This is a genomic window from Psychrobacter sp. K31L, from assembly GCF_017942195.1.
Taxonomy (GTDB): domain Bacteria; phylum Pseudomonadota; class Gammaproteobacteria; order Pseudomonadales; family Moraxellaceae; genus Psychrobacter; species Psychrobacter glaciei.
On sequence record NZ_JAGKSC010000004.1, the window covers coordinates 127,779 to 154,545 of the forward strand.

Sequence of the window (26,767 nt, forward strand, 5' to 3'; positions counted from 1 at the left end):
TAAGTGACTGACTAAGTCAGTAATATCCAACGCTATGATTGGCTATGACTATTTTTAACGACTAACGGACGACTTTATAATGCTTGATCAGCCACTAGTGCTGCTGGGTGCATCCGTTATTGGTTATAGATAAATAGGGTTTATCAAAATATAGTCTGTTTAATATAATATGAATACAAGTAAGGCGAGTGAAGTACTACAAATAGTAGACTAAGCGAGCCTGACGCCGTATTCATATTATAGGGATTGGCTATAGTTAAACGGCAACAACACCGAAACCAGTACCCCAAAAAATCATGATGCCCCAAAATAAAAACACTAAAATAGCAATAATCATCAATGACTGTAGCACTAAGCGTAGACCTGCTGCGCTTGAGCCTAGTTTGCCAGTGGTAATATAATCAGTGAACACGGTCCACATACCAACCCAAGCATGGCCAGCTAGTGCAAGTACCGCCACTAAGCTAAATAAGCGCATAGGCAGACTGGTCATGAATGATGACCATTCAAGATAAGTAACGTCGCCGTGCGTCAAAAAGAAGCCCAGCAATACCACACTATAAACAGCTAAAACGACAGCGCTAATACGCTGGATAATCCAATCGCGTGAGCCTGAACCGGTCAGACCAGTCGCACTTTTGATTCCTGAATCATTTTTAATCATTAGAACATCACCCATACAAATGACGCGACAATTAGAATCGCTGCAATCACAAAACTAACCATAGACGCAGTGCGGCCAGATTTTAGTTCTTCATTCATGCCCATATCAGCAAATAAGTGCTTGATACCCATCACAAAGTGATAAGCAATCGCCGCAACGAATATCCATGCTAAAAAGCGCACAAGTACGTTGTCAAATACGGTCTCAAAACTCTCAGGCGACGCCAATGAGTTCTGTAGTAACCACAGCATGACAGGAATCAATAAAAATAGAATAATGCCAGAGATACGATGCAAGATTGAGGCGATCGCAATCGGTGAGCGATTAACGCTAATCACTTGGCTTAAAGGCAGATCAATAGGTCGGTTGCTTTTCACAGCGGGCATCCTTTTTGCGGTTATACTCCTGTATCTGCTAACAACCACTGCTTGATATAAATAGTATCAAGTTAGGTATTGAGCAACACACGAGACGAATAAAGTAAGGAAGAGCTAGCTGACTTCGTTTAGTTTGCGCTAAATATGAAGAAATGGTCGGATGGTAAACGGTGTAGCAGGACTCGTTAAATTGATAAGCTTTTTAATAGCGGCTCATCGACTAACCAACAAGTAACCGCACTATTCGTTAGAGCGATTAACTATTCTATTTTTACTGATACTTTTCACATAGAAAAAGATCACTGTCTTCTCTACATCAATATGAACCATAAGCGGATTAATTAAAATAGGCTCATTACTTAAAAATAGGACAGTTAACAAGATCTATCAGACCATCACGTACAGCTCTGGTCTAAACAGTCACCGTCTAGTCGTCACTAAATATAGATAGAGTCAGCTTTAAACGACACTATATCATGACCACTTATCAATTCGCACAAAGCGAGTGCCAGTTAAGTAACGCTAATTATAAAATGACTGGGCGACAATTACAAATTTATCCCTAAACTAATGAAATAAGAAGGCTTATTTAACAAACAAGCGAATTTGTGCAATACTAAATCCCCCCTGACGACTCAGCTCAGAGGATTAGATGACCCATTCCGTTCGCCTACTACTCATACGCAGTCTGTTTTTAGCATAGATAGCCAAAATACGCTTTGCTCTATTTTGGTAAATCGATGCAGATATTATGCGCATAATAGAGTTTGCCTTAACGCTCTAAAAGGGCAGTTTTTAAGTAAAATAACCTGACAGACATATTTTGATACAAAATTTACAGTAGATAGACACTATGAAACCACACCAGTTGGTGCCTTTGCTGCTAAAAGTTTTTTCAAATCATAGAGAATTGCTGCTAATATAGCCTGCATATTAAATACGTTAAAAACATTTTGACCGTTTTACTAGTAATGGCGCGAGGCTGTGCGTCGGTATATTTTTATTCTAACAAGTTACAACCAATGGAGAGGAATTTATGGCTGACACTCACGCCAAACTAACCGTAGATGGTAAAGAATACGAACTTCCAATTATTAAAGGTACTTTAGGGCGCCCAGTTATCGATGTTGCGGCGTTACAAGAGTCGGGCTTTTGGTCTTATGATCCTGGTTTTAAAGTAACCGCACCTGTTGAATCAAAAATTACTTTTATCGATGGCGGCAAAGGCGAGTTATTGCATCGCGGCTACCCTATCGATCAATTAGCAAACAACGCTGAATATTTAGAAGTGGCTTATGCGCTTGTTCATGGCGAATTGCCTAATGCCGAGCAAAAAGCAGATTTCTTTGAAAAGATCCGTAAGCACTCAGGCGTCCATGACCAATTGCGTAAGTTTTTCGAAGGCTTCCGTCGTGACGCGCATCCAATGGCTATTATGGTTGGTGTCGTTGGTGCTTTATCAGCCTTCTATCATGACAACCTAGACGTCAGTAACGAAGAGCATCGTGAAATCACGGCTATTCGTCTGATTGCTAAAATGCCAACGCTTGCTGCAATGAGTTACAAATACTCTCAGGGCGAACCGTTCATGTACCCGCGTAATGACTTTAACTACGCTGAAAACTTCTTATACATGATGTTTGCAACGCCTGCTGATGTAGATTATCAGAAAAACGATGTCATCACTCGTGCAATGGACAAAATCTTTACCTTGCATGCTGACCATGAGCAAAACGCTTCTACGTCAACGGTACGTTTAGCAGGCTCTACGGGTGCTAACCCTTATGCCTGTATCGCTGCTGGTATCGCAGCCCTTTGGGGACCATCACATGGCGGCGCGAACGAAGCCGTTCTTGAGATGCTAGATGAAATCGGTACTGTTGAGAACGTGCCTGAATTCATGGAAAAAGTAAAAAGCCGTGAAGTGAAGCTAATGGGCTTTGGTCACCGTGTCTACAAAAACTTCGATCCACGTGCACAAGTAATGAAAGAGACTTGTGATGAGGTATTAGAAGCACTTGGTATCAATGATCCTAAGCTTGAATTGGCAATGGCGCTAGAAAAAATTGCACTAGAAGACCCGTTCTTCATCGAGCGTAACCTATATCCAAACGTTGATTTTTATTCTGGTATCATCTTGAAAGCTATCGGTATCCCAACGTCAATGTTTACCGTAATCTTTGCATTGGCTCGTACTTCTGGTTGGATCAGCCATTGGTTAGAGATGCACAGTGCACCATTCAAAATCGGTCGCCCACGTCAGTTATATACTGGTGAAACGCGCCGTGATTTTGTAAAGGTCGAAGATCGCAAGTAAGCTAAATAGTATTTGAGCAATAAAAAATCCCGCCATCGTGCGGGATTTTTTATTGCTTTATTTTTAGATAAATGTATTAACTTTAACAGATACAATTGATAGTTCAATCGTACTCAATATCGTCAGTTATTGAAACTCTTTCAAAGTTTGCTCGTATTTAGCGATTTGTTCATCATATCCTTCGATGGTGTCATTAAACTTAGTCATCAATGTTTCAAACTCTTGTTGCTGATCAACCTTCATTTGTTGCATATCGATGACTTGCTGCGCTTCTATTTGCTCCCAGACTTGGTGTTGAATAATCAAGCGAGCCAGCGCTGGGCTTTTTGCACTGACCCTGCCAGCGATTTCTGCATGCTCGAATAACTGCGGTGTCAAAGTGGCTATATTAATCAGCGTATCAGAATCCTCTGCACTAAGCGGCGTAGTCACAGGCTGATATAATGCGTCCATCGCTTGCTGATAGCTTTCTATCATTTGTGCTTCAGTCATCATCACAGGTTTACGCGGCTCGAGACTGATACGCTTAAGTACAGTCAAATCGCGCTCACCAACCTCAGTACTGGTGTTAATGTCAGCATCCGTAACATCGCCCTCGGTAGCGGCTGGTACTGATGCTTGCTCAGACGCATTACTGTTGCTCGCCTCTGTAGCTGGCAAACCGCTATTATCGGGTGTATTACTAGCAGTCACTGGGGCACTGGCCTGATTAGCGGTGGCCTGATTAGCAGTGTCCTGAGTTGCTCCTTCGAGCAATAAAGCATCGCCATCGGACGCATCAGCAGCTTGTAATGACTCATACTCTGCTTGTAGCCGACGCTGCAACCCTTGTGCTTGAGCGACGTACAACGGCTGAAACTGTTTAATACGCGCAGCAGCCGAATCACTTTGCGGCATTGGTTGACTGTCTTCAGCACTCGTCTGTTCAGTGCTTTGACTGTCCTTTGGCTCAGGTTGCGTGTCTGCTTGCTGGCAACCACTCAATAGTAATATGCCACTTAGCATTACCATAAGTACCGTTGAGGGATAACGTAGAGAGCTGGTGCTTTTGTCTGAGAAGCTTTGATTCATGTCGCTATCATGAGCCTCATTATCCAGCGTTTCTGGCAAAAATTTAAACATCAGAGTACATATCCTTTGTTAATGCAAAATAATAAAAGTTAGAATTATCACAGCAATCCATTGCTGGTTTATGTCGTTTTTTTAGTCGTACTTTTTACCTGTCGCATTATTCACAGCATGTACGCTCAGAAATGGAATACAAGCTTCTAGATCTTGACAGTCTTTGCCAAGTTGCCGACGTACGAAATAGTCTTGCACCATGCGTGCCTGTTGTTCGATACCATATCTAAAAAAGGATTTACCCGTCTCTAGCACATAATCATAACGGCGATTGATAATCGCACCACGCACGACTTTTAATCCTTGTTGTAGCTGCCAAACGTGGGTTAGCTCGTGTATGAGCCAACTTTGCTTACCAATGGACGCATGGCTAAAATCTGCTATCCAATCTGCCGGATGGAAGTAAATATTACCATTAGGGCTGACCGCATAATTTTTGAGTACCCAGCGCGCGGTTTTAAGGTGAACATCATCGAGCGTGATACTGTTACCGAATACCGAATGAGCGAACGCTATCTCACCAGCAGTCAGCCTTCGTGATTGTTTTTTTGAAAATCTTGCTTGTAAAAACTGCTTGAGAGTCTGCTGATACATGGTTAATGAGTTACCTTACGCTAGTGAATCATGCTAAACCATTAAATAGGGGTGCAAACATTGAAACCCAAGCATTGAAAAACAAATATCTAAGACATAAGCTGTACACTTAGCCGATTTTTCTTAACGTCAATCTACGTTAGCCTAGCCGCTCAACTATAATAGTTATGAAGAGCAATGATTAAGGGCTGTTTGTATAAATTAGCTTATTTTTACCACTGATGTCTAATACTGATTATCAAATAGCTTTGTTTTTCTACAAAAAATAGCGACTGCCGAATATTTATTCTGTACAAAACAGCTTCATCAAGTCACTCTGTCATTGTAGTAAAGTCATAATTATCCGACCCTATAATAGAGAGTCCTATGCCGCCTAACTTTCATGCCGATACCCCACTCGCCCAGCGTATGCGCCCCACGACTCTTGATGCTATTATTGGTCAAGAACATTTATTAGCAAAGGGTGCGCCATTAAGACGTTTGGTGGAGCAAGGACACCTGCCGTCCATTATCTTGCATGGTGAAGCTGGCATTGGAAAAACCACCATTGCCATGCTGCTCGCTGATGCAGTTGGCAGGCCTTTTCATGCCCTATCTGCCTTGAATACTGGCGTTAAGCAATTGCGTGAAGTGCTAGATACCAAAGATTCTTTAAACTTCGAATCACCAGTGGTGTTCATCGACGAGATTCATCGTTTTAACAAAGCTCAGCAAGATGCATTACTGGGCGCTGTAGAGTCTGGTGATATTACCTTGATTGGTGCGACTACGGAAAATCCCTCCTTTAGTGTCAATAACGCCCTACTATCACGTTGCCAAGTGTATCGTCTAGAACCTCTGACACCAGAGCAAATCAGTGCGGTATTACAGCGAGCGCTGTCGGAAGACAATGTGCTAAAAGAACTGACTGTCGATTTACAAGCAAAAGACACTATCAGTCAATTGGCGCATGGTGATGCCAGAAAGGCGCTGAATGTATTGGAGCTAGCGATTCAAACGGCTGATGCTAAACAGTCGCCAGTTATCATTGATGACGAACTGATTAGCCGAGTGGCGCAAACCGCTTTGGTGCGTTACGACAAAGATGGTGAGCAGCATTACGATATCGTATCAGCAATGATAAAATCCGTACGTGGATCTGACCCTGATGCAGCCTTATACTGGATGGCACGGATGCTGGTGGGCGGTGAACCTGCCGACTTCATCGCGCGGCGCTTGGTCATCTTAGCCAGCGAAGATATCGGTAATGCAAATCCGAATGCCTTACTCCTTGCTGATGCAGCGTTGCGTAGTGTGCAGTCGATTGGTATGCCTGAGGCACGTCTAATTTTAGGGCAAGTGGTGGTTTATCTGGCGACCAGTGCCAAAAGTAACAGCACGTATAAAGCGATTAATGCTGCGATGGCATTGGCAGAAAATGATGCATCCCCTGTGCCGCTACATCTGCGCAATGGCGTTACTAAGCTGATGCGACATCAAGGTTATGGTCAGGACTATGTCTATCCTCATGACTACCCCAACCATTATTATCCGCAGTCATATTTGCCAGACAATTTAATTGGCACACGCTTTTATGAGTTTGCAGACAATCAGCGCGAGCAGCATAGTAAACAGTTCATGGATTGGCTGAAAGACCAAGCGGCGAGTAATGACTAACCACGTATAATGTGGCTCAGCTCATTATCCAATGTGTGCTTTAATGCATAAATGGTAGCGCTCATTGATAATACTTATGACGATTTTTGACATACTGAACGATATAGTGGGAAGATGACACAGCACGTTGCGATGAAAAGCGTTAAAATGACCTCATAATGAATGATACAAGCTATTAAGTGCGTCACTTTTTATTGAATGACATTACTGATAGCGCGCTTTGCTTGACCGTAACAGCGCTTTGTATCATCTGCTGCTACAATAGGCAGATAATGCTCTATATTCCAAATCACACCTATCTATAAATAATAAGACATTGAGATTTACTATGAGTTTAAATACGATTCCTGAGATTATCGAAGACATTCGTGCTGGTAAAATGGTCGTCTTGATGGATGATGAAGACCGCGAAAACGAAGGTGATATCATCATGGCAGCGACCCATGTGCGCCCTGAAGATATCAACTTTATGATTACCCATGCTCGCGGCTTAGTCTGCTTGACCATCTCGCAGGCACGTGCACATCAGCTGTCTTTACCGCTCATGTCTGAACGTAACGAAGCCAAATTTAGCACCAACTTTACTGTATCAATTGAGGCAGCTGAAGGCGTTACGACTGGTATCTCTGCTGCCGATCGCGCTCGTACGATTCAAGCAGCGGTGTCTGCTACTGCTAAAGCTGAAGATATTGTACAGCCTGGCCATATCTTTCCTATCATCGCGCAAGACGGTGGCGTATTGCATCGCGCTGGCCACACAGAAGCAGGTTGTGACTTATCACGCTTAGCAGGTCTTGAGCCAGCATCTGTGCTCGTCGAAATCATCAATGCTGATGGTACGATGGCACGCCGCGATGATCTTGAAATATTTGCTAAAGAGCATGACCTTAAAATTGGTACGATTGCTGATCTCATCAACTATCGTATCGCCAATGAACAAACAGTAGAAGAAGTAGAATCACATCCTTTTGAGACTGAACATGGTACGTTCACTTTGCATCGCTTCCGTGAATTTGGTGCTGATGAGACCCATTTAGCATTAGTCAAAGGCGATGTCAGCGAAGGCGTCAGTACGGTACGTGTTCATGGCTTCCATCCATTACGTGATTTGTTTGCAGCTAAAAATGACATGACTGGCCGTAGTGGCTGGAGCGTACAAGCGGCACTAAAAGAAATTAGCGCCTCAGATCGCGGTGTATTGGTTTGGATTGGTAGTAACCAGCCGGTTGATTTAGGGGATGCGTTAGACAAAGCTGCAGACAATGAATCGCAATCAACGCTTACTCAACAGCCGTATCGTAGCGTTGGTGTTGGCGCACAGATATTACGTCATTTAGGTGTCCGTGATATGCGCCTATTGTCATCACCAATGAAGTTTTATGCATTATCAGGCTTTGATCTGAACGTGGTTGATTTTGTGCATGCGCCGCAGCAAGACTAAAATCTGTTTGCGTTATTGAGTCGAAAAATCAAGCTTAAAAAAGGCACGCTAGCGTAATGTTAGCGTGCCTTTTTATATTTATGAGGTGTTAATTTTTAAAATTTAGGCGTGTGACCAAACTCTGCCTCTAATGCGATCAGTCGTTCACGCTCCTCGATTGTCCAAGGCAACTTAGTTTTGCCATCACTCTCTAAGCGCACCACGACTGCTTCAGCCGTCGCAACGATAGCCAATTGCGCCATACTATAGTAACGATACTCTATGGTTATACTCGTATTACCCAAACGTTGACAACGAACGCCTAATAATAAAGTATCCGGATAGGTCACGGGACGCAAATACTGGCAACTGGATTGTGCTAATACGGTGACCATGCTGCCATCAAACATCCCTAACGTCTGCAAATACGCAATACGCGCTGACTCAGCATAACGGTAATAGACGACATTGTTTAAGTGGTTAAATGCATCCATCTCGCCCCAGTGAATCGGCTGATGATGAATAACAGGATAATGCGCCAATTCGTCAGGACGAGGATAATACTCTGGTGCAGAGACCAAACCTGATTGCTTATCAAAACTGCTCATAACTTACCTTATTGCTTGTATTGTCTGTGTCTCAATTTTTGAGAATCGGCCTAATTTTGGGGCTTGTCCAAAATTTGCGTGGTCAACAGTGGCGTTGGTTTTGGTGCATTGGCAATCAGTCTATCTAACCAATCGAGTACTTCTGGAATATCGCTTGGCGCTTTCATTGTTTCTAAATTCTTGGCGAGATCGTTTGTACTTTCAGCAGCGCTCGTCGCACTTTTTGCTGCTTGCGCAGGTTGTTTGCTAGCAGTCATAGAAGACTGTGGCACTAAGGTTTTTAGCTGCTTACGAGCTTGCGTCAGATAGCTGACCAGCTGATCTTGTTCACGCATATTGCTGGCTTGGCTCGCTAAATTCAATGTCATAATAACTTCATGAATGGTTAATTGGCGACGTGTCAAAGCAAGGTTATTATTGCTTGCTGCTCTACTTTGCTGAGTGCCTTCATTGCCATTATTATTGCTAGTGCCATTACTATTGCTGCTCGCGGCACGCTCATGACTATGCAAAAAATCTTGAATATTTTGAATCGCTAGATTTTGAATTTGCCACGGGCTTGGTTGTGCACTTTGTGCTTGCAGGCGTTCGATATCTTTGAGCAAACTTTGCTTAATGACCACCGTCAACGCTGGGGCAATCTCATTGCTGCTTTGTGCCAATTGCCAATGCAGACCACGTAGTAAGTCTATCGCTGCGCTATCGTTATTGTCGGCCAATAATCTATTGGCTGCCTGTATTTGAATACGCAATAAATCCAACTGATTCTGAGCTTGGTTATTGGTCGCTACGCTCGGCTCTGGTAAGGTCTGCTGACTCATGGCAAATATGCGATCATCCATCTCATTTAGACGGCTGACCACCTGCTCGTTGCTTTGCAGACGCTCATTGACGCTATGTTGAAAACGTTGATGGCTAATATATAAGACTAATAATGCCGCGATAAGTAGCAAAATCACCAACCATTGTAGACGCAACAACAAAGTGTTTGCTTGCCGACGCTGCTGGATAGCAGAAGGTTCCTTAGATAATGATTCAGAATTTATTGACATAAGACAGTACCGTTATGGGTAGGGTTAAACCTATTTAAAGCGAACAAAAAAAGCGTATCACGCTTTGAGTGTTGTCTGGTTATTAAGAAATCGTTTTTTCTATAGGACTTTAGCGCTAATGGCTGCCAGAATGGTTTCCGGCGCCAAATCTTCCACACGCCAGTAGCTCAACTGCTGTTCTGCGACCATGTTTGCCAAGCGTTCGCCCAATACGATATAAGTAAAGTCTGATAATTTAAGCGCTGCGTTGTCGATCTTGCTTTGATTTGCAATTGTTTCTAAATTCGTCGCTTCTGAAGCCTTTACTACTGTTGCTTTAACAATACTTGCCCAATGCTCAAAGGCAGTACCACTACTGATCATGACGATGGGCTTTATTCTGTCTGCTGATGCTATGGTTTTTGATGCGTTTTGTGCCTGAAAATCTTGTAGCCATTGCTCATATTGACTCTGCGCCTCGTCAGGCATGATGCGCTCATACCAAGCAATACTATCGATATGTACACCGCGCACCTGCAAGGTATCGACCAGCAGACGACGTCCGCCAAGTCCGCGCCATATCAATAGTTTATCGCCCGCTTGTAGACTTTCAATCTCAGGCATCGCCAGCATACCTTCGTTATTGGCAATGGTAGGCTGAAGCACCTGATAACTTGCCACTGGTCGCTTGGCATCATTGAGGACAGCAGCAGTCGCCTCACCAACTGCAATCAAATGGCTTGGTGTCTCTAGCGCCGCCAATGCGGACTCTGCCAGCTCAGTAGTGTTGCTTTGTTTGTGACGCTCAACCTCAAGTGCTTTCCACATGGCTAACCCTGAGGCAGCAGCGGTCGGACTGACAATAACCAGTGCTTGATAGTCACCAGCCAGCCATTGCCGCATCATTTTTCTGTCTTCATCGGTCGCTACACGTGCTTGCAATGCCAACATCGGCATCTCAATGACCGACAGCCCTGCCGCTTGTAGACACTGCGTCAGTGGCGCTGCTCGCTCTATCGGGCGAGTATTGATGACTACTTGCGGCAGCGCTGATGATTGCTCAGTTAAGTGAGGCGAATCCGTAAACTGTGATGTTGAACAAAGCATAAACCGACCATGAAACAATGCTTATGAAATTAAAGTGAGCGTAATCAGAGTCAGTATAAGTAATTACCACTCTATGATTGAGCTACTCACCATACAGAAATATTATTTATTCGAACATTATTCAGGATGATAAATCGCTGATAAGATAGCACCAGCACCATCGGCAAGTAGGAGCTTGGCAACATCAATACCAAGTTGATTGGCCTGTATTTCTTGCTCTTCTTGCGTACCGACTAATGTGACACGCTTGTCCGCTTTTAGTAGTTCACTACCATCGGCCTGACCCACACGACCACGCAACCACAACACATTGCCATTATCATTGTTGCCATTATCGCCATTGTCATCGTTGTTGGCAGCTGTTTCATTAGCCATTTGTAGAACGGCATAAGCCGCAATCGGCACTTGGCAACCACCTTCTAAATGACGGTTTAGCGCGCGCTCAGCGATAAGGCGAATACGAGCCTTATCATCATTGAGCGGTGCAAGCAATTTTATCACCTCGTCATCACCTTCACGGCATTCAATTGCCAGAGCGCCTTGTCCGACCGCAGGCAAGCAAGCATCAATATCAAGCTCGCCACGGATGCGATCGGTAAGCTCAATACGCTGTAAACCACTGGTCGCTAGAATAATCGCATCGTACTCGCCAGCATCCAGCTTACCCAAACGGGTACCAACGTTACCGCGCAAGGTTTTGATTTGTAGATCGGGGCGATAGGCTTTGATTTGACACTGACGACGCAAGCTTGACGTGCCGACCACCGCACCTTGTGGCAACTCGTCAATACTATTATAAGTATTGGAAACAAAAGCATCCGTCGGTGAAGCGCGTTTGCAATAAACACCCAGCATCAAGCCTTCCGGCAACTGCATGGGCACGTCTTTTAATGAGTGTACGGCGATATCTGCTTGGTTCTCATATAAGGCTTGCTCGAGCTCTTTGACAAACAAACCTTTACCGCCGATTTTGGCCAATGGCGTGTCCAAAATTTTGTCACCTTTAGTGACAATTTTTAGCAGATTAATGGTCAAGTCAGGATACATCTCTAGCAGGCGATCACGAATATGTTCAGCTTGCCATAGCGCCAACGGACTCTGGCGTGTGGCGATATTTAAAGTGGTCAAAGCAGGTTGCTGCGGATTGCTCATAAAGGGCCTCAATAAGTTCGATACGACAGTGCAATGTTCATGCGATGTCAATGCGAAACAGTCATGCAAATTTACCTTATAAAATAGCGATAAAGACCATTTATCATGACTGCCGACGCAAAAAAATACCCCTATTTAAGCATAAATAAGGGTTTGATGATATGGGATGATTATTTCGCTATGACAATGGTGTGTTACATACTCTGAATTTTTTCACGTAACGCTGGCAGGTGACGGCGGCTCACCGCTAGCGTCTCATCAATACCTTTAAAACGTATCTGATACTGTCCCGCATCTAAGGTCTCTAAAAAGTCCAAAAAGCTGAGATTAATAATAGCGTTACGGTGTACCCGAAAGAGGCGGTCTTCAAACTCTTGCTCCAACTCTTTTAGGGTCTCGTCAATGAGGACAATACCATCTTTATGGCGAACTTTGACGTACTTTTGATCAGCCGTAAAGTAGTAAATATCTTTGAGCTTAATCAGCTCAACACCGCGGTGGGTACGTGCCGCAATATGTTCACGGACGGGACGTGCCATTGGATCTTCGAGCTTACGAATCTCGTTTAACTGCGCTGCGTTTAGATTTTTCGCTTTAGCAAGTGCCTCTAGCAGTTCATCTTTATTGGCTGGTTTTAATAAATAACCGATCGCATTGGCTTTTAGCGCGGCAATCGCATAATGATCGTAGGCAGTGACAAAAATAATCGCTGGCGGGTGCTCAAGCTTAGCAAGCTCTTGCGCACAGCGAACCCCATCCATTTCAGGCATGCGAATATCTAATAAAATGATGTCCGGTTGTTGAGTTTTCACTGCCACGATGGCTTCTGCGCCTGTCGTTGCTTGCGCAACCACTTGATGACCTGACTCCTGCACAATCCTAACCAAACGCTCACGTGCTAACGGCTCATCATCACAAACTACAATCCGCATGGAAACTCCTTTCTTACGGCGTACCTAGTATATTTCTTTAATCGTATCAGTAACATAATAACATTTATCCTTAAGCTGTTATCGCCATCCTTTAAAACTAATAACGAAAATCATAATAGTATAAATGCTGCAATAAATATGCCACGGTCAGTTACTAAAGAGAATATAAACAGATAAAGATCATAGACTGACGTCTTGAAGAGGATAATCTATGACAGTAACGATTTGCTTACTAGTGACGGTACTTTGAATATCGGCACTTTGGCCAAAGTAGGCGCGTAAACGTTCGGCCTGAATATAAAAATTCATGTGCTGACGTAAATCATAGTGAACCATTAAGGTTTTTTTGGGCAGTTGCACACTGATGGTAATCGTCACGTGATGCTGTTGCCACGTTACTTCAATATCGATATAAATGGTTTCGGTGGTCATTTCAACCACATTGAGTAGCATTTTTTCAATCACGCTTTGGAGCATCAAAGCAGTGATGACCATATCATACATGACATCCTCGTCAGGTAGCCGCCAATTGATAATGAGCTTGTCCGCCAAACGAATAGATTCAATGGCAAGATAATGCTCGCAAAGCGCGATTTCTTCTTCAAAGCTAATCTCTCGGGCACCTTCAAAACTGGCACGGAATAACGCGGAAACGTGTTGTAGTAAATCAGCTGCCCGAGGAGGGTTGGACTCAATAAGGGATACTAAAGTATTAATGGTATTAAAGAAGAAATGCGGGGCAAGGCGTGCTTTAATCACATCGTTTTGTGCAGTCAATTTATACTCAAACGATTTTTTGAGCGCACTAACCTCACGATAGCGACGTAAAAAATACAGTAGAAACACCAAGGTAAAACCGCCACCAATGATGGTATCAAACAGGACATTGATAATAAAAGCTTGCAGATCGTATTCAAGCCAGCCCATATTGATCATAATAAGCATGACTAATGTCATTGATATTGCAGAAGCTAGCATGAGTAGCGCAAGAATATAAATGCTGACTTTGACGATGCTCATGCGTGTAAAGACAGGGCGTAAATAATCTACTAGGTATAATGATGGGATGATACTTACTGTGTTTTGTAAAAATCGGCTCATGAATTTAATCACAAATTCTGACCAAGTTGCCAAGTCATGACGATCAATCACCGTCACGAACAGCGACCAAAAAAAGATGTAAAGCAGCCACTGCCAAGGTCTCATGACGTCCATGAGCTTGGGAATAAAAAACTCTAAGCGCGCAGCTAGTAAGGCAACCTCATCATTTGCTATACTTGGGCTCTTATTCTCTTGATTTGTCTTAGACCGATATGAACGCCAATTCTTCAAACCCTAGTAATCCTGATTCAAATAAAAATTCATCTGTCACTGATTTTAGCACAGATGCTTCTATAACAAACGCTGCGGTACAAAACAGCCCGACCAGCAGTCAAGGTCAGCAGATGTGGGGCGGGCGTTTTAGTGAAGCAACCGATAGCTTCGTCGCTGCCTTTACTGCCTCCGTGGGCTTCGATCAACGCTTCGCGCGGCACGATATTCAAGGCTCGATTGCACACGCAACCATGCTCAAAGAATGCGATATCTTAAGTGCTGATGATGTTGCCACTATTATTGACGGTCTACAACAAGTGCTGAAAGAGATTGAAGCTGGTGAATTTAACTGGTCGATTGCGCTTGAAGACGTGCATATGAACGTTGAATCGCGCCTGACAGATATCGTCGGTGCGGTGGGCAAAAAGCTACACACTGGTCGTAGCCGTAATGATCAGGTCGCCACCGATATCCGTTTATGGCTGCGCGAAGAGACTGATAATATCATTGCCTTGTTAGTGCGCTTGCAAAGTGGTTTGCTAGATTTGGCTGAGCAGCATACTGATACCATCATGCCTGGTTTCACCCATTTGCAAACCGCGCAGCCAGTCAGCTTTGGTCATCACGTGATGGCTTGGTTTGAGATGTTATACCGCGATACTGAACGCCTCGTTGACGCGCGTCGCCGTATCAATCAGATGCCGCTTGGTAGTGCCGCGCTTGCTGGTACGACTTTCCCAATCGATCGTACCATCACTGCTGAATTGCTAGGTTTTGAAGGCATTTGCCAAAACTCGCTTGATGCGGTCTCAGATCGTGACTTCGCTATTGAGTTCACATCAGCTGCTTCTATCTTGATGATGCACATGTCACGCATGAGCGAAGAGATTATCCTATGGATGTCAGCGCAGTTTAACTTTGTACAGATACCAGATCGCTTCTGTACCGGCTCATCTATCATGCCGCAAAAGAAAAACCCTGATGTGCCTGAATTGGTACGCGGTAAAGCAGCCCGTGTCTTTGGTCAACTCATGACCTTGCTCAGCCTGATGAAGAGCCAGCCTCTCGCCTACAATAAAGACAACCAAGAAGACAAAGAACCACTTTTTGATTGCGTCGATACGCTTACCGGCTGTTTATTGGCCTTTGGTGACATGCTACCGAACATCACCCCAAATAAAGAAAACATGCGCGCTGCTACCATGAAAGGCTATGCGACAGCGACTGATTTGGCAGACTATCTGGTACGTAACGGTGTCGCTTTCCGTGATGCTCATGAAGTGGTTGGTCATGCCGTCGCTTTAGGTATCAAAGAAGGCGTCGATTTGAGTGATTTATCCTTGGCACAACTACAGCAGTTTAGCGATGCTATTGGTGACGATGTCTTTGAGTATCTGACACTAGAAGGCTCATTGGCAGCTCGTGATCATTTAGGTGGCACAGCGCCCAATCAAGTGAAGCAAGCCGTCGTTAATGGTCGCGCACGCTTAAAAGTATTTGCGTAAAACCTTTAATAAAACTAGCATCTATTAATAAAAATCCCGCTCTCTAGGCGGGTTTTTTATTAGCGTTAAAAACAAATGGATGGTTACCTTCTATACACCTGATAGGCTTGGCTAAATCCACCAAGACCGTTATCATAGGTGGATACTAATATTCGATTTAATAATACAATAAGGACTGCCTCATGACTGAGAGTTTTAATCCACAAGCCAATACGGTATTTTGCCGCAAATATCAGCAAGAATTGCCAAAAATGCCACATCCACCTTTTCCTAATAAAAAAGGTCAAGAGCTGCAAGAAACGGTCTCTGACAAAGCATGGAAAGAATGGATTGAGCACCAAACCATGCTGATTAACGAAAACCATCTAAGCATGATGGATCCTAAGGCCAAGCAGTTTTTAACAGAGCAACGTGATAAGTTTTTAGACAATGAAGATTATGAGCGCGCGCAAGGTTGGACGCCAGAAAGCTAATTATTTTTGATTTTCTGCTATAAAAAAACGCGCTATATAAGTAATATAGCGCGTTTTTTATTTATAAATTATAGTCAATTGAAAATAAAACTGTTATATAAATTTAAACGCGCTACTGGGATAAATTTTGCACAGCCTCTGGGAACGCAGCACGCAAGTAAAATTCATCCCAGTAGCGCTATGTTCTTTTTAGAGTACATCGACTATAAAGCGTGTTAAATACCCTATCAATCCTCAGTCTTGTTTGCTGCGCCAGCATCGGTAACGGATGTTGCGCTTGCTTGGCGTGCAGCCATTCGATCGTTGGCTTCTTGCACCGCTTTTTCGACCTCAGCATAGTCTGAATGACGCACGTCCTGACCGCTGATATAATTAATAACCAGCTCTGCCACGTTCTGCGCATGATCACCGATACGCTCAAGCGCACGCAGTACCCACATGATATTCATGACTTTTGAGACATAGCGCGAGTCCTCCATGATATAAGTCATCAAGGCGCGAATGGCCGACTGATACTCATCATTGACCACCTTATCATTACGCATGACTTCAAAGGCTTGCTCAGCGTTTGATTGGCTAAAAGCTTCCAGCGCATTATGTACCATCAGCCGAACTTGGTTGCTCAAATGCTGGACTTCCGCATACCCATACTCAGTCTTACCTTGCGCGATAATTTTGATTGTCATCTGGGCGATTTTCACCGCTTCATCACCGATGCGCTCTAAATCAACCACGCCTTTGCTGATGGCCATGACCAAACGCAAATCACTGGCAGCTGGCTGACGTTTGGCAACCAGTAATAAGATATGTTCATCCAAATCGACTTCCATACGATTGATATCAAAATCCATATCAATCACTTCTTGTGCCAGCGCTTGGTTTTTATCGGTTAATGCATGGATTGCCTTGGCGACTTGATTGGCCGCGCTATCACCCATATGCAGAAACAGTCGAATCGCTTCATCAAGATCTTGGTCAAAACTTTTAGAGATATGCTTGTCATTTTGCATAGAACGTATTCCCTGAAATCTGGGTTTCGATGACACCGTGTGCCTATTAAAGGGCACATTGTTTGAGTGCTCAAAACCGAGCTGCCGATATACCTCGGTCAATGTCAAAAACTTCGAATGATTGCTCACAATAAGTGCTCATCCTATTTGCTTGTTATCAGCGTCTTATTATCAGTGCTTGATGGTCAGTACATAACCATCAGCGTAATGACTGACATTATCACTCAATGAAAAGCGACTGACGGCTGACTCTAAGCGTCGCCCAACTTAATCATCAATGCGCTTAGCCATAACGACCCGTAATATAATCTTCCGTCGCTTTTTGCGCCGGTTTGGTAAATATCTGATCCGTCTCGCCCATCTCGATCATATCACCCAAATACATATAGACCGTATAGTCTGACACCCGTGCCGCTTGCTGCATATTATGCGTCACAATAGCGATGGTGTAGTCATTTTTGAGATCTTCAATCAGCGCTTCAATAGCACCGGTAGAGATAGGATCAAGCGCGGAAGTTGGCTCATCGAGTAACAATACCTCTGGCTTGGTGGCGACACTACGCGCGATACACAAGCGTTGCTGCTGTCCACCTGATAATGACAGTCCAGAGGCTTTAAGTTTGTCTTTAACCTCAGGCCATAATGCTGATTTTTTCAGCGCCCATTCCACTCGATTGTCCAGCTCAGCTTTGCTTAATTTTTCATAAAGACGCACACCAAACGCCACATTGTCGTAAATCGACATTGGGAATGGTGTCGGTTTTTGAAAGACCATGCCGACTCGTGCGCGTAGCAAATTAACATCGACGTCTTTGTCTAAAATATTTGCACCGTCAATATTGATATTACCTTCTGCCCGCATGCCCGGATACAGATCATACATACGATTAAAGGTACGCAGCAGCGTTGATTTTCCGCAACCTGATGGGCCAATAAACGCGGTCACTTTTTTATCAGGGATATCAATATTGATATTTTTTAATGCTTGGAAATCATCGTAATAAAAATTCAGATCTCGAACTTCCAATTTTGCAGGCGGCATATTTTGTGGAATATCATGCAGTGTTTGCTTGTTAAAGCTTGCAGCATCTGGCTGAGCCATTTGTGCACTGGTCGATAAAGGGTTGGTTAATAGATTGTCTTCGGTGATATGAGACTTTTTAACCGCCGTTTTTTTAGGCGCTTTATTGATGACATCATTCATAATATTATCCAACCTAACTCAATGAAAAGTGATATAAATTTAAGTAAAAATCGACAAGGCCTGATTTTTAGTAGCTGTTATTTGCTGTGACCACGGTTGCCAATAAACCGCGCCAAAATATTCAGTATCAGTACAGACAAGGTAATCAGTAATGCCGCTGACCATGCCAAGGTATGCCAATTGTCATAAGGACTCATGGCAAACTGATAAATGGTGTTGGGCAAGTTGGCAATGGGCTTACCCATATCGGTACTGAAGTATTGATTGTTCAGCGCGGTGAATAATAACGGTGCGGTCTCACCAGTGATTCTGGCAAAGGCTAACAACACACCTGTGGTCAGTCCGGCTTTGGCAGCTTTGATCGTGACTTTGGTTACCAGCTGCCACTTTGGTGTGCCCAAGGCATAGGCCGCTTCACGGATGCTATTGGGCACTAAGTTGAGCATATTTTCTGTGGTGCGTACGACGACAGGAATAACGATTAATGCCAACGCCAATGCGCCTGCCCAACCAGAAAAGTTATTGCCTTTGACCATCAGCGCATAAATAAAGAGACCAATCACAATCGAGGGTGCTGATAGCAGAATATCGTTTAAAAAACGAGTTACCTTGCCTAGCATACTGCCTTGAGAAAATTCTGACAAATAAATACCGGTCATCAGCCCAATCGGTGCCCCGATAAACAAGCCTGAAAACGCCAACATGATTGAGCCGACAATGGCGTTGCGTAGGCCACCTGCGCTCATCGGTGGCGGGGTATCAGCCGTAAATACTGGCAACTGTACCAATCCTTGAAAACCTTCAACGAACAGGGTCAGTAAAATCCATAATAGCCAAAATAAACCAAACGCCATCGCCGACAACGCAAAGCCCAATCCAAGCTTATTCAGACGACGACGCTTGTTATAAAGGCTTTTGTTATAACGTGCCTCAAAGCTTGTCTTCGTCGGTAATGCGGTAGTAGCTCTGATAGCTTGATTAGGCATAACATTCGTTTCCCGTATCTTTTTAGATAGCCTTTTTAGATAATCTTTTTAGACAACATTAATCTCTATCGTGCTGATACAACGTTGGCTTAGCGATTGCCTGCTTTATGATCCATGCGCATGAGCATGAGCTTCGCTATGGACAGCACAATGAAAGTAATCACAAATAAGATTAAGCCTAAATGTAATAAAGATGCCAGATGCAGCTCACTAGACGCTTCGGCAAACTCATTGGCCAGCGCTGAGGTAATCGTAACCCCAGAGGTAAACAGGCTTGGACTGATATTAAAGGCATTACCAATCAAGAAAGTCACCGCCATGGTCTCGCCCAATGCGCGACCCAGCCCTAAAATAACACCACCAACCACACCAGCTTTGGTATACGGCAAAATAATCTTGAACATGACTTCCCAAGTCGTCGCGCCCATGCCATAGGCTGATTCTTTTAATAAGTCTGGCACGACGGAAAAAACATCGCGCATGGTGGCAGCGATAAAGGGAATAATCATGATGGCAAGCACCAAGGAAGCGGTAAACATCCCCAGTCCCATCGGCGCGCCTGCAAACAGTTTACCGATGATCGGTAAAGGCCCGACGTGTTCAATAAACCATGGCTGGATGTGATCGCCAAAAAACGGCGCGAAGACGAACAAGCCCCACATACCATAAATGATAGAGGGGATGCCAGCCAATAGCTCAATGGCGATACCAAGCGGTTTTTTTAGAAAAGCAGGACACATTTCGGTCAAAAATATGGCAATGCCAAAGCTCACTGGCACGGCTATCAGAATGGCGATAAACGAGGTCACTAAGGTGCCATAGATGGGTGCAAGTGCACCATATTCATTGGCGACCGTGTCCCAGTTATTACTGGTATAAAAACCTAGACCAAACTCTTGAATACTTGGCCAAGCCCCGACAATTAACGACACTAAAATACCACCTAGAGACATCAATACCAGTATGGCAAATGCTTTGGTGGAGTTAACGAATAAAGCATCGTAACGTTTTTGTTTAGCCAGTTGGGACCTTAAGTCTGTCATAAGTGTCTCAGCATTCAATAGGATAAGATTAAAAAATGAGCGTGTTTATCAGGTTTTATCACAACAAACTCAGCAGATATGAGTATCAGAAGCTATAAGTATCATTGGCTTTACGCTTAAATTCGCTGTGATAAAACCTTTCAAACAACTACCGGAGAATAGTTGTTTGAAAGGGTAATTCGATCGTTATTAAATAATGACTATCGAATTACTGAGCAGGTTTATAGACAGGCTGTCCATCGCTACCTTTTACGTCGTTCCATTTTGCTTTGAACAAGGCCACTGCCGTGTCAGAGAATGGTACATAGTCTAGTGCCATGGCATCATCATCACCTTGGCTATAAGCCCAGTCAAAGAAGTTCAACACGCCAGCGACTTGCTGAGGATTCTCTGGTTGCTTATGTACTAAGATAAAGGTGGCAGCAGCGATAGGCCATGCTTGGTCCGTCTCAGAGTTGGTGATGACTTTATAAAAGCCTTCTTGTTGTGACCAATCAATATCACCTGCCGCAGCAAAGGTCTCAGCTGATGGTTGCACGATGTTGCCAGCTGCATTTTTCAATGCCGTATGTGACATCTTGTTTTGCTTAGCGTATGCATACTCAACGTAGCCGATAGAGTTTTTCATACGGTTTACGTAGCTTGATACGCCTTCGTTACCTTTACCGCCTGCACCAGTCGCAGAGGTCGGCCATTTAACTGTTTTATCAACACCAACCGTGTCTTTCCAATCTGGTGATACTTTGGCCAGATAGTCCGTGAAGTTAAAAGTCGTACCTGAACCGTCTGAACGGAATACCGTCGTGATTGCCGCGTCTGGCAAGGTCAAATCTGGGTTCATAGCTTTGATAGCTGGGTCATTCCATTTACTGATTTTACCCAAATAGATATCTGCTAAGGTCGTACCGTCTAGCTTCAATGCGCCCGGCTCTATACCATCGATGTTGACGATTGGCACGACGCCACCGATAACCGTCGGAAACTGAATAAGGCCAGACTCTTCAAGCTCTTCAGGCGTCATCGGTGCATCAGAAGCACCAAAATCAACGGTTTTTGATTGAATTTGCTTGATACCGCCAGATGAGCCAATAGATTGATAGTTGACTTGGCCACCAGTTGCCCCATTGTAGTCATAAGACCATTTGGCATAGATAGGCTGCGGGAATGACGCACCTGCACCCGTGATATTCATGGCGATATTTTCAGCAGATTTAAAACCTGTAGTAGCAGAAGAGGCTGTTTGAGAGGTTGACTCAGCCGTTGTAACAGCGCTACTGCTAGTATCAGCAGTGGGCTCTGCCGTGTCGGTTGATTTATTACATGCCGTGAGCATTAATGTACAACTAACGGCTACTGCTAATAACGAATAACGCATGTAGGACTCCTGAAGTTTAACAACGATATGAAAAAGTATTGTTTGTGATATGCGTGCTATCTTGCCAAATCTTTATGACAGTTTGATGACAGTTGTCACAATCTTTCATTCGCTTTACATAATATTCAGGTAGCACTGCTATATTTTCAATAAATACTAATTATATCAATAATTTATAGATAACAACCTGATGCAACTATACTCATAGAAACCATCAGACGCCATCTTAAGTTGTTATATGATTAGCCAAATACTATTAGCCGTTGGTGCAGAATTTTGTTAGTATGAATAAGATTCACAACACTGACAGACTCGGGGTGCGGTGTGTTAAAGACTGGCTTTATTAAATTCGCTTTATTAAAGTAACCGCCTTTATACATTCGCTGAGAGATCACCCGCCGAACCTGATGCGGTTAGTACCGACGCAGGGAAGTCTTAAGCATATGTTATACAAGTACAAAGGGCGTGCAGAAATGCCTTTTTATTATCGCCAACCTCTACCAGTATTTTTTGTGCTGGTGGATAGCGTTAATAAACAGTTCCGTCCCTCAATCAGCAAAAGACTACTGACTACGTTTAGGTTTGATAGCGCTAGCAGGTTTTTTTACGATTGAATTTGTCCGTATCATATATGCTTACCCCCGCAGATTCTGGCGGTGTTGCCTATACTATTAGACCAACACGCTAGGACAGCATATGACTATTTCAGACATTACCTCGAACACAAAAGCTGCTCAAACTCATATCCCAGCCAATGCTTCGCTCAACGCGACTGCTAGCAAAGCGGATAAAAAAGCAGATGCCCTAAAAACCCCTGCCCATCGCCATCAAACAGACGCGCGCTTTGAAGAAGATGCCCGCGACTTGCACCGTATCTTGCCCGCTTCCCGTAAAATTTATATCGAAGGCTCAAGACCCGATATTCAAGTACCGATGCGCGAAATAACGCTTGATCCTACCCCTGTGCAAGGCCTTTCTGAGAACGAATGGGAGCCAAACCCACCGTTTTATGTCTATGACACCTCAGGTGTTTATACTGACCCCAATGCCACCATTGACCTCACCAAAGGTCTGCCAAAACTACGTGAAGGCTGGATAAACGAGCGCGGAGATACCGAGCAGTTAACAGGCCTATCAAGTCAGTATGGACAAACGCGCGCGCGTGATATCAGCACTGCCAACTTACGATTTGCTCACATTGATAAACCGCGCCGTGCCAAAGATGTTGATGGTAAAACAGGCAACGTCACGCAAATGTACTACGCACGTCGCGGCATTATTACGCCTGAAATGGAATACATTGCTATCCGTGAAACTCAAAAGCAGCATGATTTGACGGACATACGCCAACATGACGGAGAGAGCTTTGGTGCTAATACGCCGACGGTTATCACTCCTGAGTTTGTGCGTAGTGAAGTGGCCGCTGGACGTGCCATTATTCCCAATAACATCAACCACCCTGAATCTGAGCCAATGATTATCGGGCGCAATTTTTTGGTAAAAATCAACGCCAATATCGGTAACTCAGCACTCGGCTCCTCTATCGATGAAGAAGTCTCAAAAATGACGTGGGCCACACGTTGGGGCGCGGATAACATCATGGATTTGTCCACCGGCAATCATATTCACGAAACCCGCGAGTGGCTGATTCGTAACTCACCAGTGCCGATTGGTACGGTCCCTATTTATCAAGCGCTAGAAAAAGTCGATGGCGTGGCCGAAGACCTTACGTGGGAGATATTCCGTGACACCTTAATTGAACAAGCAGAGCAAGGCGTTGATTATTTCACCATTCACGCAGGTGTGTTGCTGGATTATGTGCCAATGACTGCCGGACGCCTAACAGGCATTGTGTCACGCGGCGGCTCTATCATGGCGCAGTGGTGCATGGTGCATCAACAAGAGAGCTTTTTATACACGCACTTTGAAGACATCTGCGAGATTATGAAAGCCTACGATGTCGCCTTTAGTTTGGGTGATGGCCTACGTCCGGGTTGTTTACAAGATGCCAATGACGAAGCTCAGTTTAGCGAACTCAAAACCTTGGGTGAACTGACCAAAGTGGCATGGGAGCATGATGTGCAGGTGATGGTTGAAGGACCGGGTCACGTCGCGATGAACCGTATTAAAGAAAATATGGATTTGCAGCTTGAGCTGTGTGCGGACGCGCCATTTTATACATTGGGGCCATTAACGACTGATATTGCACCGGGTTATGACCATATTACTAGTGCCATTGGAGCGGCGATGATTGGTTGGTTCGGCACTGCGATGCTTTGTTATGTCACGCCAAAAGAGCATTTGGGTCTACCCAATAAAAAGGATGTCAAAGACGGCATCATCACTTACAAAATTGCTGCCCATGCTGCTGATTTGGCCAAAGGTCATCCAGGTGCACAAGCACGTGACAATGCGTTATCTAAAGCACGTTTTGAATTCCGCTGGGATGATCAGTTCAATCTAGCACTCGATCCAGATACGGCGCGTGAATATCACGACGAAACGCTGCCGAAAGACGCGCATAAGACAGCGCACTTTTGCTCGATGTGTGGGCCAAAATTCTGTTCGATGAAAATCACTCAGAATGTGCGAGATTATGCGGCAGGACTGGACAAAAATGCCGCCAGCCAAAAAGCAATGCTTTAAACAGTCGACTGAACGAATGCTAGTAATTTGGTTAAAAAGGTGAATATGGATCTCGTTGGACAATTTGGCGAAGCCATTGCTGAAAAAATTCGTTGAGGTAAAACTGCGATGACCAAGAAATGTCATTCTGACAGTCGTCAGTTGTATAAAGAGGTTTGATTTTAAGTACTGAAAAACAGATAAAATAAAAAGCTTGCCTCTAATTAGATTAGGGGCAAGCTTTTTTTTATTGGTCTTAATTGAATATTAGAGATATTTGGTTGCTTAACTAACGACGCTAAATACATATGCTTCTTTGTTATCGTCATTAACAAGCATCAAAACCTTGGACTTATCATCATCTTTAGTTACAAGGCCATGTACCTTGCCCTCTTCTAGATGACAAGTGATGGCTGAGTTGTCTACGTTTCCATCCACACGAAGATAAATAGATTTTGGGTCAAAAGTAATATCTCCTTCAATAATACAACCCTGTTCATCCACAATACTATATCCCATCCTTCCCTTTGAGATAGCGTTCGTGACCATGCTAGCAGTACTACGCGTGCTCGTAGTCACTAAGGCACCTTGGTAAACCCCTTTGTAATCCTCTAATTTATCTGTAGAATTTCCTTGATTGTAGTCTAAGAATACTGGGTACCGGAGCTCTTCCTCAAAGCCTTCTGGATTAGACACATCTTCATAAACCACAGTTTCAAAAAAAGTAAAATCAGCACCATTTTGTCTGCCAAGGTCAAGATCAATGGATCTTGTGCCAACACTATTACTGGTAAAACTATAGTCAGTAGCATTTGATGATAATGAGGTGAAATTTGGATTACTACTTTTTTCAAATCTACCATTTATCAAACCAAATACTAAATCATTGGCATTATAAATGAAGCCATTATTGGTATATACCATCCAAAATTCACCATCATTATTGACGATAGTGCTCATTGATAAATAGGTATTATAGATGTCTTTTAAATCACTGTTGATTACGCCACTGTAAGAGCCAGCAAAAGGTTCAGGCTCTTGACGCTGTTGAGTGTTAGTATTTTGCTCTACAGAAGGACTACCAGTATTCGGAGTAACAGAAGAATCACCACTATCTGAATCTGAACCACCGCCACAACCAGATAAAGCTAATATAGAAACTAATAACAAGCTTGAGTAACGTACATTCATCAGAAGAGCTCCATTTTATGATAAATAAGCTCATAAAATGATGAACTTAATTCGGATAATAATAAGTTCAATATAGAATTAAAGCAATAAAAAAATCCCAGTAAACAATATGCTTACTAGGATTCCAAATCTATGTTCTAAAATAATTGGAGATTAAACTTTCGACGCCTCAAAGATATCTTCAATTGAGTTGTTAATGGTTTCAGAAAATTCCTCATCGCTTTGTTGCTTACTTAAACCTTCAGTAAAGGCACGTGAGAAGCTCGCAATCATACCTGGGTTTTGTTTTAGCTTAGCACAAGCATCGCTCCGGCTATAGCCACCCGATAAAGCCACCACTTTTAGCACTTTTGGATGATCAATCAGTTCTTGATAAAAACCCGCTTCCTCTGGCAAAGTCAATTTCAGTATGACTTGATGATCACCACTTAAACGATCCAGATTATGCAATAGACTGGTTTTAAGTATCAGCTCACAGTCATGTTTTTTAGTGCCATCAATATTTACTTCTGGCTCGACGATTGGCATCAGGCCTTTTGAGATGATTTGCTTGGCGACATCAAATTGCTGCTGCACGACTAGCTCGATACCATCGACATTGGGCTCATAAATTATTGAACGCATCTTGGTACCAAATACTGGATAGTTTTTGGCTTTGTCCAATAGCGCATCTAAATCAGGTATCGGGCGCATGACTTGCACGCCGTTCATCTGTTCAGCCAGACCTTTATCAACCTTAAGAAATGGCACGATATTTTTATTTTCCCACAGATAGTTAGCCGTCGACTTACCGTCAACTTCACGCTCCATGGTATCTTCGAATAAAATCGCCCCAAGCACGCGCTCATTATCAAAAGACTCACAAGTGATGATACGGGCTCGCATCTCATGTACGAGATCAAACATGGCATCATCATTGTCATAATCGTCGCTGCTCACGCCATAATTTTCGAGTGCTTTTGGCGTACTGCCCCCACTTTGGTCAAGCGCCGCGATGAAGCCTGAACCATTTTTTATACGCTGTAATTGCTTCTGGTATTCCATTGAGTGTATATCCTATT

At 43.7% G+C, this 26,767-nt stretch carries 23 protein-coding genes and 1 riboswitch; of the genes, 6 read left to right on the plus strand and 17 right to left on the minus strand.

Annotation, left to right across the window (positions count from 1 at the left end; all coding sequences use genetic code 11):
- Positions 1-256: 256 nt before the first annotated feature.
- The gene (gene sdhD / locus J5X94_RS08180) at positions 257-643 is read right to left on the minus strand and encodes a succinate dehydrogenase, hydrophobic membrane anchor protein (protein WP_227500963.1); all 387 of its coding nucleotides are present in this window, start codon (positions 641-643) and stop codon (positions 257-259) included.
- 20 nt (positions 644-663) lie between these two features.
- Entirely contained in the window at positions 664-1,050 is a 387-nt protein-coding gene (sdhC, locus tag J5X94_RS08185; RefSeq protein WP_010200793.1) for a succinate dehydrogenase, cytochrome b556 subunit, read from the minus strand.
- 1,027 nt (positions 1,051-2,077) lie between these two features.
- Here sdhC and gltA point away from each other — a divergent pair.
- A complete protein-coding gene (gene gltA, locus J5X94_RS08190; RefSeq protein WP_010200792.1) occupies positions 2,078-3,358 on the plus strand; it encodes a citrate synthase in 1,281 nt (426 codons plus the stop codon).
- A gap of 126 nt (positions 3,359-3,484) precedes the next feature.
- Here the strand turns inward: gltA and J5X94_RS08195 are convergent, their stop codons facing one another.
- Complete coding sequence (locus tag J5X94_RS08195; RefSeq protein ID WP_210540910.1) at positions 3,485-4,480, minus strand: hypothetical protein; 996 nt, start codon at positions 4,478-4,480, stop codon at positions 3,485-3,487.
- 81 nt (positions 4,481-4,561) lie between these two features.
- Complete coding sequence (locus J5X94_RS08200) at positions 4,562-5,074, minus strand: type IV secretion protein Rhs (protein ID WP_210540911.1); 513 nt, start codon at positions 5,072-5,074, stop codon at positions 4,562-4,564.
- Positions 5,075-5,440: 366 nt separating this feature from the next.
- On the opposite strand from J5X94_RS08200, the gene J5X94_RS08205 reads away from it, so the two are divergent.
- Together J5X94_RS08205 and ribBA are read left to right on the plus strand one after the other, a co-directional pair.
- The gene (locus J5X94_RS08205) at positions 5,441-6,730 is read left to right on the plus strand and encodes a replication-associated recombination protein A (RefSeq protein WP_210540912.1); all 1,290 of its coding nucleotides are present in this window, start codon (positions 5,441-5,443) and stop codon (positions 6,728-6,730) included.
- Positions 6,731-7,058: 328 nt separating this feature from the next.
- Complete coding sequence (gene ribBA / locus J5X94_RS08210) at positions 7,059-8,171, plus strand: bifunctional 3,4-dihydroxy-2-butanone-4-phosphate synthase/GTP cyclohydrolase II (protein ID WP_189583552.1); 1,113 nt, start codon at positions 7,059-7,061, stop codon at positions 8,169-8,171.
- Positions 8,172-8,266: 95 nt separating this feature from the next.
- Here ribBA and J5X94_RS08215 read toward each other — a convergent pair whose 3' ends face one another.
- From J5X94_RS08215 to J5X94_RS08240, 6 genes are all read right to left on the minus strand, one after another.
- Entirely contained in the window at positions 8,267-8,758 is a 492-nt protein-coding gene (locus tag J5X94_RS08215) for an acyl-CoA thioesterase (RefSeq protein ID WP_210540913.1), read from the minus strand.
- A 50-nt stretch (positions 8,759-8,808) separates the two neighbouring features.
- A complete protein-coding gene (locus tag J5X94_RS08220) occupies positions 8,809-9,810 on the minus strand; it encodes a hypothetical protein (RefSeq protein ID WP_210540914.1) in 1,002 nt (333 codons plus the stop codon).
- 99 nt (positions 9,811-9,909) lie between these two features.
- Positions 9,910-10,896 carry a uroporphyrinogen-III synthase gene (locus J5X94_RS08225; protein WP_210540915.1) on the minus strand — a complete coding sequence of 329 codons (987 nt, stop codon included), beginning with the start codon at positions 10,894-10,896 and terminating at the stop codon, positions 9,910-9,912.
- 117 nt (positions 10,897-11,013) lie between these two features.
- Positions 11,014-12,048 carry a hydroxymethylbilane synthase gene (gene hemC / locus J5X94_RS08230; RefSeq protein WP_210540916.1) on the minus strand — a complete coding sequence of 345 codons (1,035 nt, stop codon included), beginning with the start codon at positions 12,046-12,048 and terminating at the stop codon, positions 11,014-11,016.
- Between the two features lie 194 nt (positions 12,049-12,242).
- The gene (locus J5X94_RS08235) at positions 12,243-12,980 is read right to left on the minus strand and encodes a LytR/AlgR family response regulator transcription factor (protein WP_189583566.1); all 738 of its coding nucleotides are present in this window, start codon (positions 12,978-12,980) and stop codon (positions 12,243-12,245) included.
- A gap of 180 nt (positions 12,981-13,160) precedes the next feature.
- Positions 13,161-14,186 (minus strand): histidine kinase, encoded by a 1,026-nt coding sequence (locus J5X94_RS08240; RefSeq protein ID WP_228293206.1) that lies wholly within the window; start codon positions 14,184-14,186, stop codon positions 13,161-13,163.
- A gap of 239 nt (positions 14,187-14,425) precedes the next feature.
- Here J5X94_RS08240 and argH point away from each other — a divergent pair, with 239 nt between their 5' ends.
- The gene (gene argH, locus J5X94_RS08245) at positions 14,426-15,799 is read left to right on the plus strand and encodes an argininosuccinate lyase (protein WP_210541048.1); all 1,374 of its coding nucleotides are present in this window, start codon (positions 14,426-14,428) and stop codon (positions 15,797-15,799) included.
- A gap of 182 nt (positions 15,800-15,981) precedes the next feature.
- On the plus strand, positions 15,982-16,272 hold the full coding sequence (locus J5X94_RS08250; protein WP_010200774.1) for an oxidative damage protection protein: 291 nt from the start codon (positions 15,982-15,984) through the stop codon (positions 16,270-16,272).
- 227 nt (positions 16,273-16,499) lie between these two features.
- Here the strand turns inward: J5X94_RS08250 and phoU are convergent, their stop codons facing one another.
- From phoU to pstS, 5 genes are all read right to left on the minus strand, one after another.
- Positions 16,500-17,282 (minus strand): phosphate signaling complex protein PhoU, encoded by a 783-nt coding sequence (phoU, locus tag J5X94_RS08255; protein ID WP_210540918.1) that lies wholly within the window; start codon positions 17,280-17,282, stop codon positions 16,500-16,502.
- 283 nt (positions 17,283-17,565) lie between these two features.
- Positions 17,566-18,486 (minus strand): phosphate ABC transporter ATP-binding protein PstB, encoded by a 921-nt coding sequence (gene pstB, locus J5X94_RS08260; RefSeq protein WP_194620605.1) that lies wholly within the window; start codon positions 18,484-18,486, stop codon positions 17,566-17,568.
- A 77-nt stretch (positions 18,487-18,563) separates the two neighbouring features.
- The gene (pstA, locus tag J5X94_RS08265; protein WP_189583578.1) at positions 18,564-19,472 is read right to left on the minus strand and encodes a phosphate ABC transporter permease PstA; all 909 of its coding nucleotides are present in this window, start codon (positions 19,470-19,472) and stop codon (positions 18,564-18,566) included.
- An 89-nt stretch (positions 19,473-19,561) separates the two neighbouring features.
- On the minus strand, positions 19,562-20,515 hold the full coding sequence (gene pstC, locus J5X94_RS08270; RefSeq protein WP_194620604.1) for a phosphate ABC transporter permease subunit PstC: 954 nt from the start codon (positions 20,513-20,515) through the stop codon (positions 19,562-19,564).
- Positions 20,516-20,723: 208 nt separating this feature from the next.
- Entirely contained in the window at positions 20,724-21,890 is a 1,167-nt protein-coding gene (gene pstS, locus J5X94_RS08275) for a phosphate ABC transporter substrate-binding protein PstS (protein WP_189583584.1), read from the minus strand.
- Positions 21,891-22,193: 303 nt separating this feature from the next.
- A riboswitch (TPP riboswitch) is annotated at positions 22,194-22,338 on the plus strand.
- A 248-nt stretch (positions 22,339-22,586) separates the two neighbouring features.
- On the opposite strand from pstS, the gene thiC reads away from it, so the two are divergent.
- On the plus strand, positions 22,587-24,536 hold the full coding sequence (gene thiC / locus J5X94_RS08280) for a phosphomethylpyrimidine synthase ThiC (protein WP_228293207.1): 1,950 nt from the start codon (positions 22,587-22,589) through the stop codon (positions 24,534-24,536).
- Positions 24,537-24,800: 264 nt separating this feature from the next.
- Here the strand turns inward: thiC and J5X94_RS08285 are convergent, their stop codons facing one another.
- Both J5X94_RS08285 and J5X94_RS08290 read right to left on the minus strand, forming a co-directional pair.
- A complete protein-coding gene (locus tag J5X94_RS08285) occupies positions 24,801-25,706 on the minus strand; it encodes a hypothetical protein (protein ID WP_210540919.1) in 906 nt (301 codons plus the stop codon).
- Between the two features lie 153 nt (positions 25,707-25,859).
- Positions 25,860-26,750: a fructose bisphosphate aldolase gene (locus J5X94_RS08290; RefSeq protein ID WP_210540920.1), complete on the minus strand. Its 891-nt coding sequence runs from the start codon at positions 26,748-26,750 to the stop codon at positions 25,860-25,862.
- Positions 26,751-26,767: the final 17 nt, after the last annotated feature.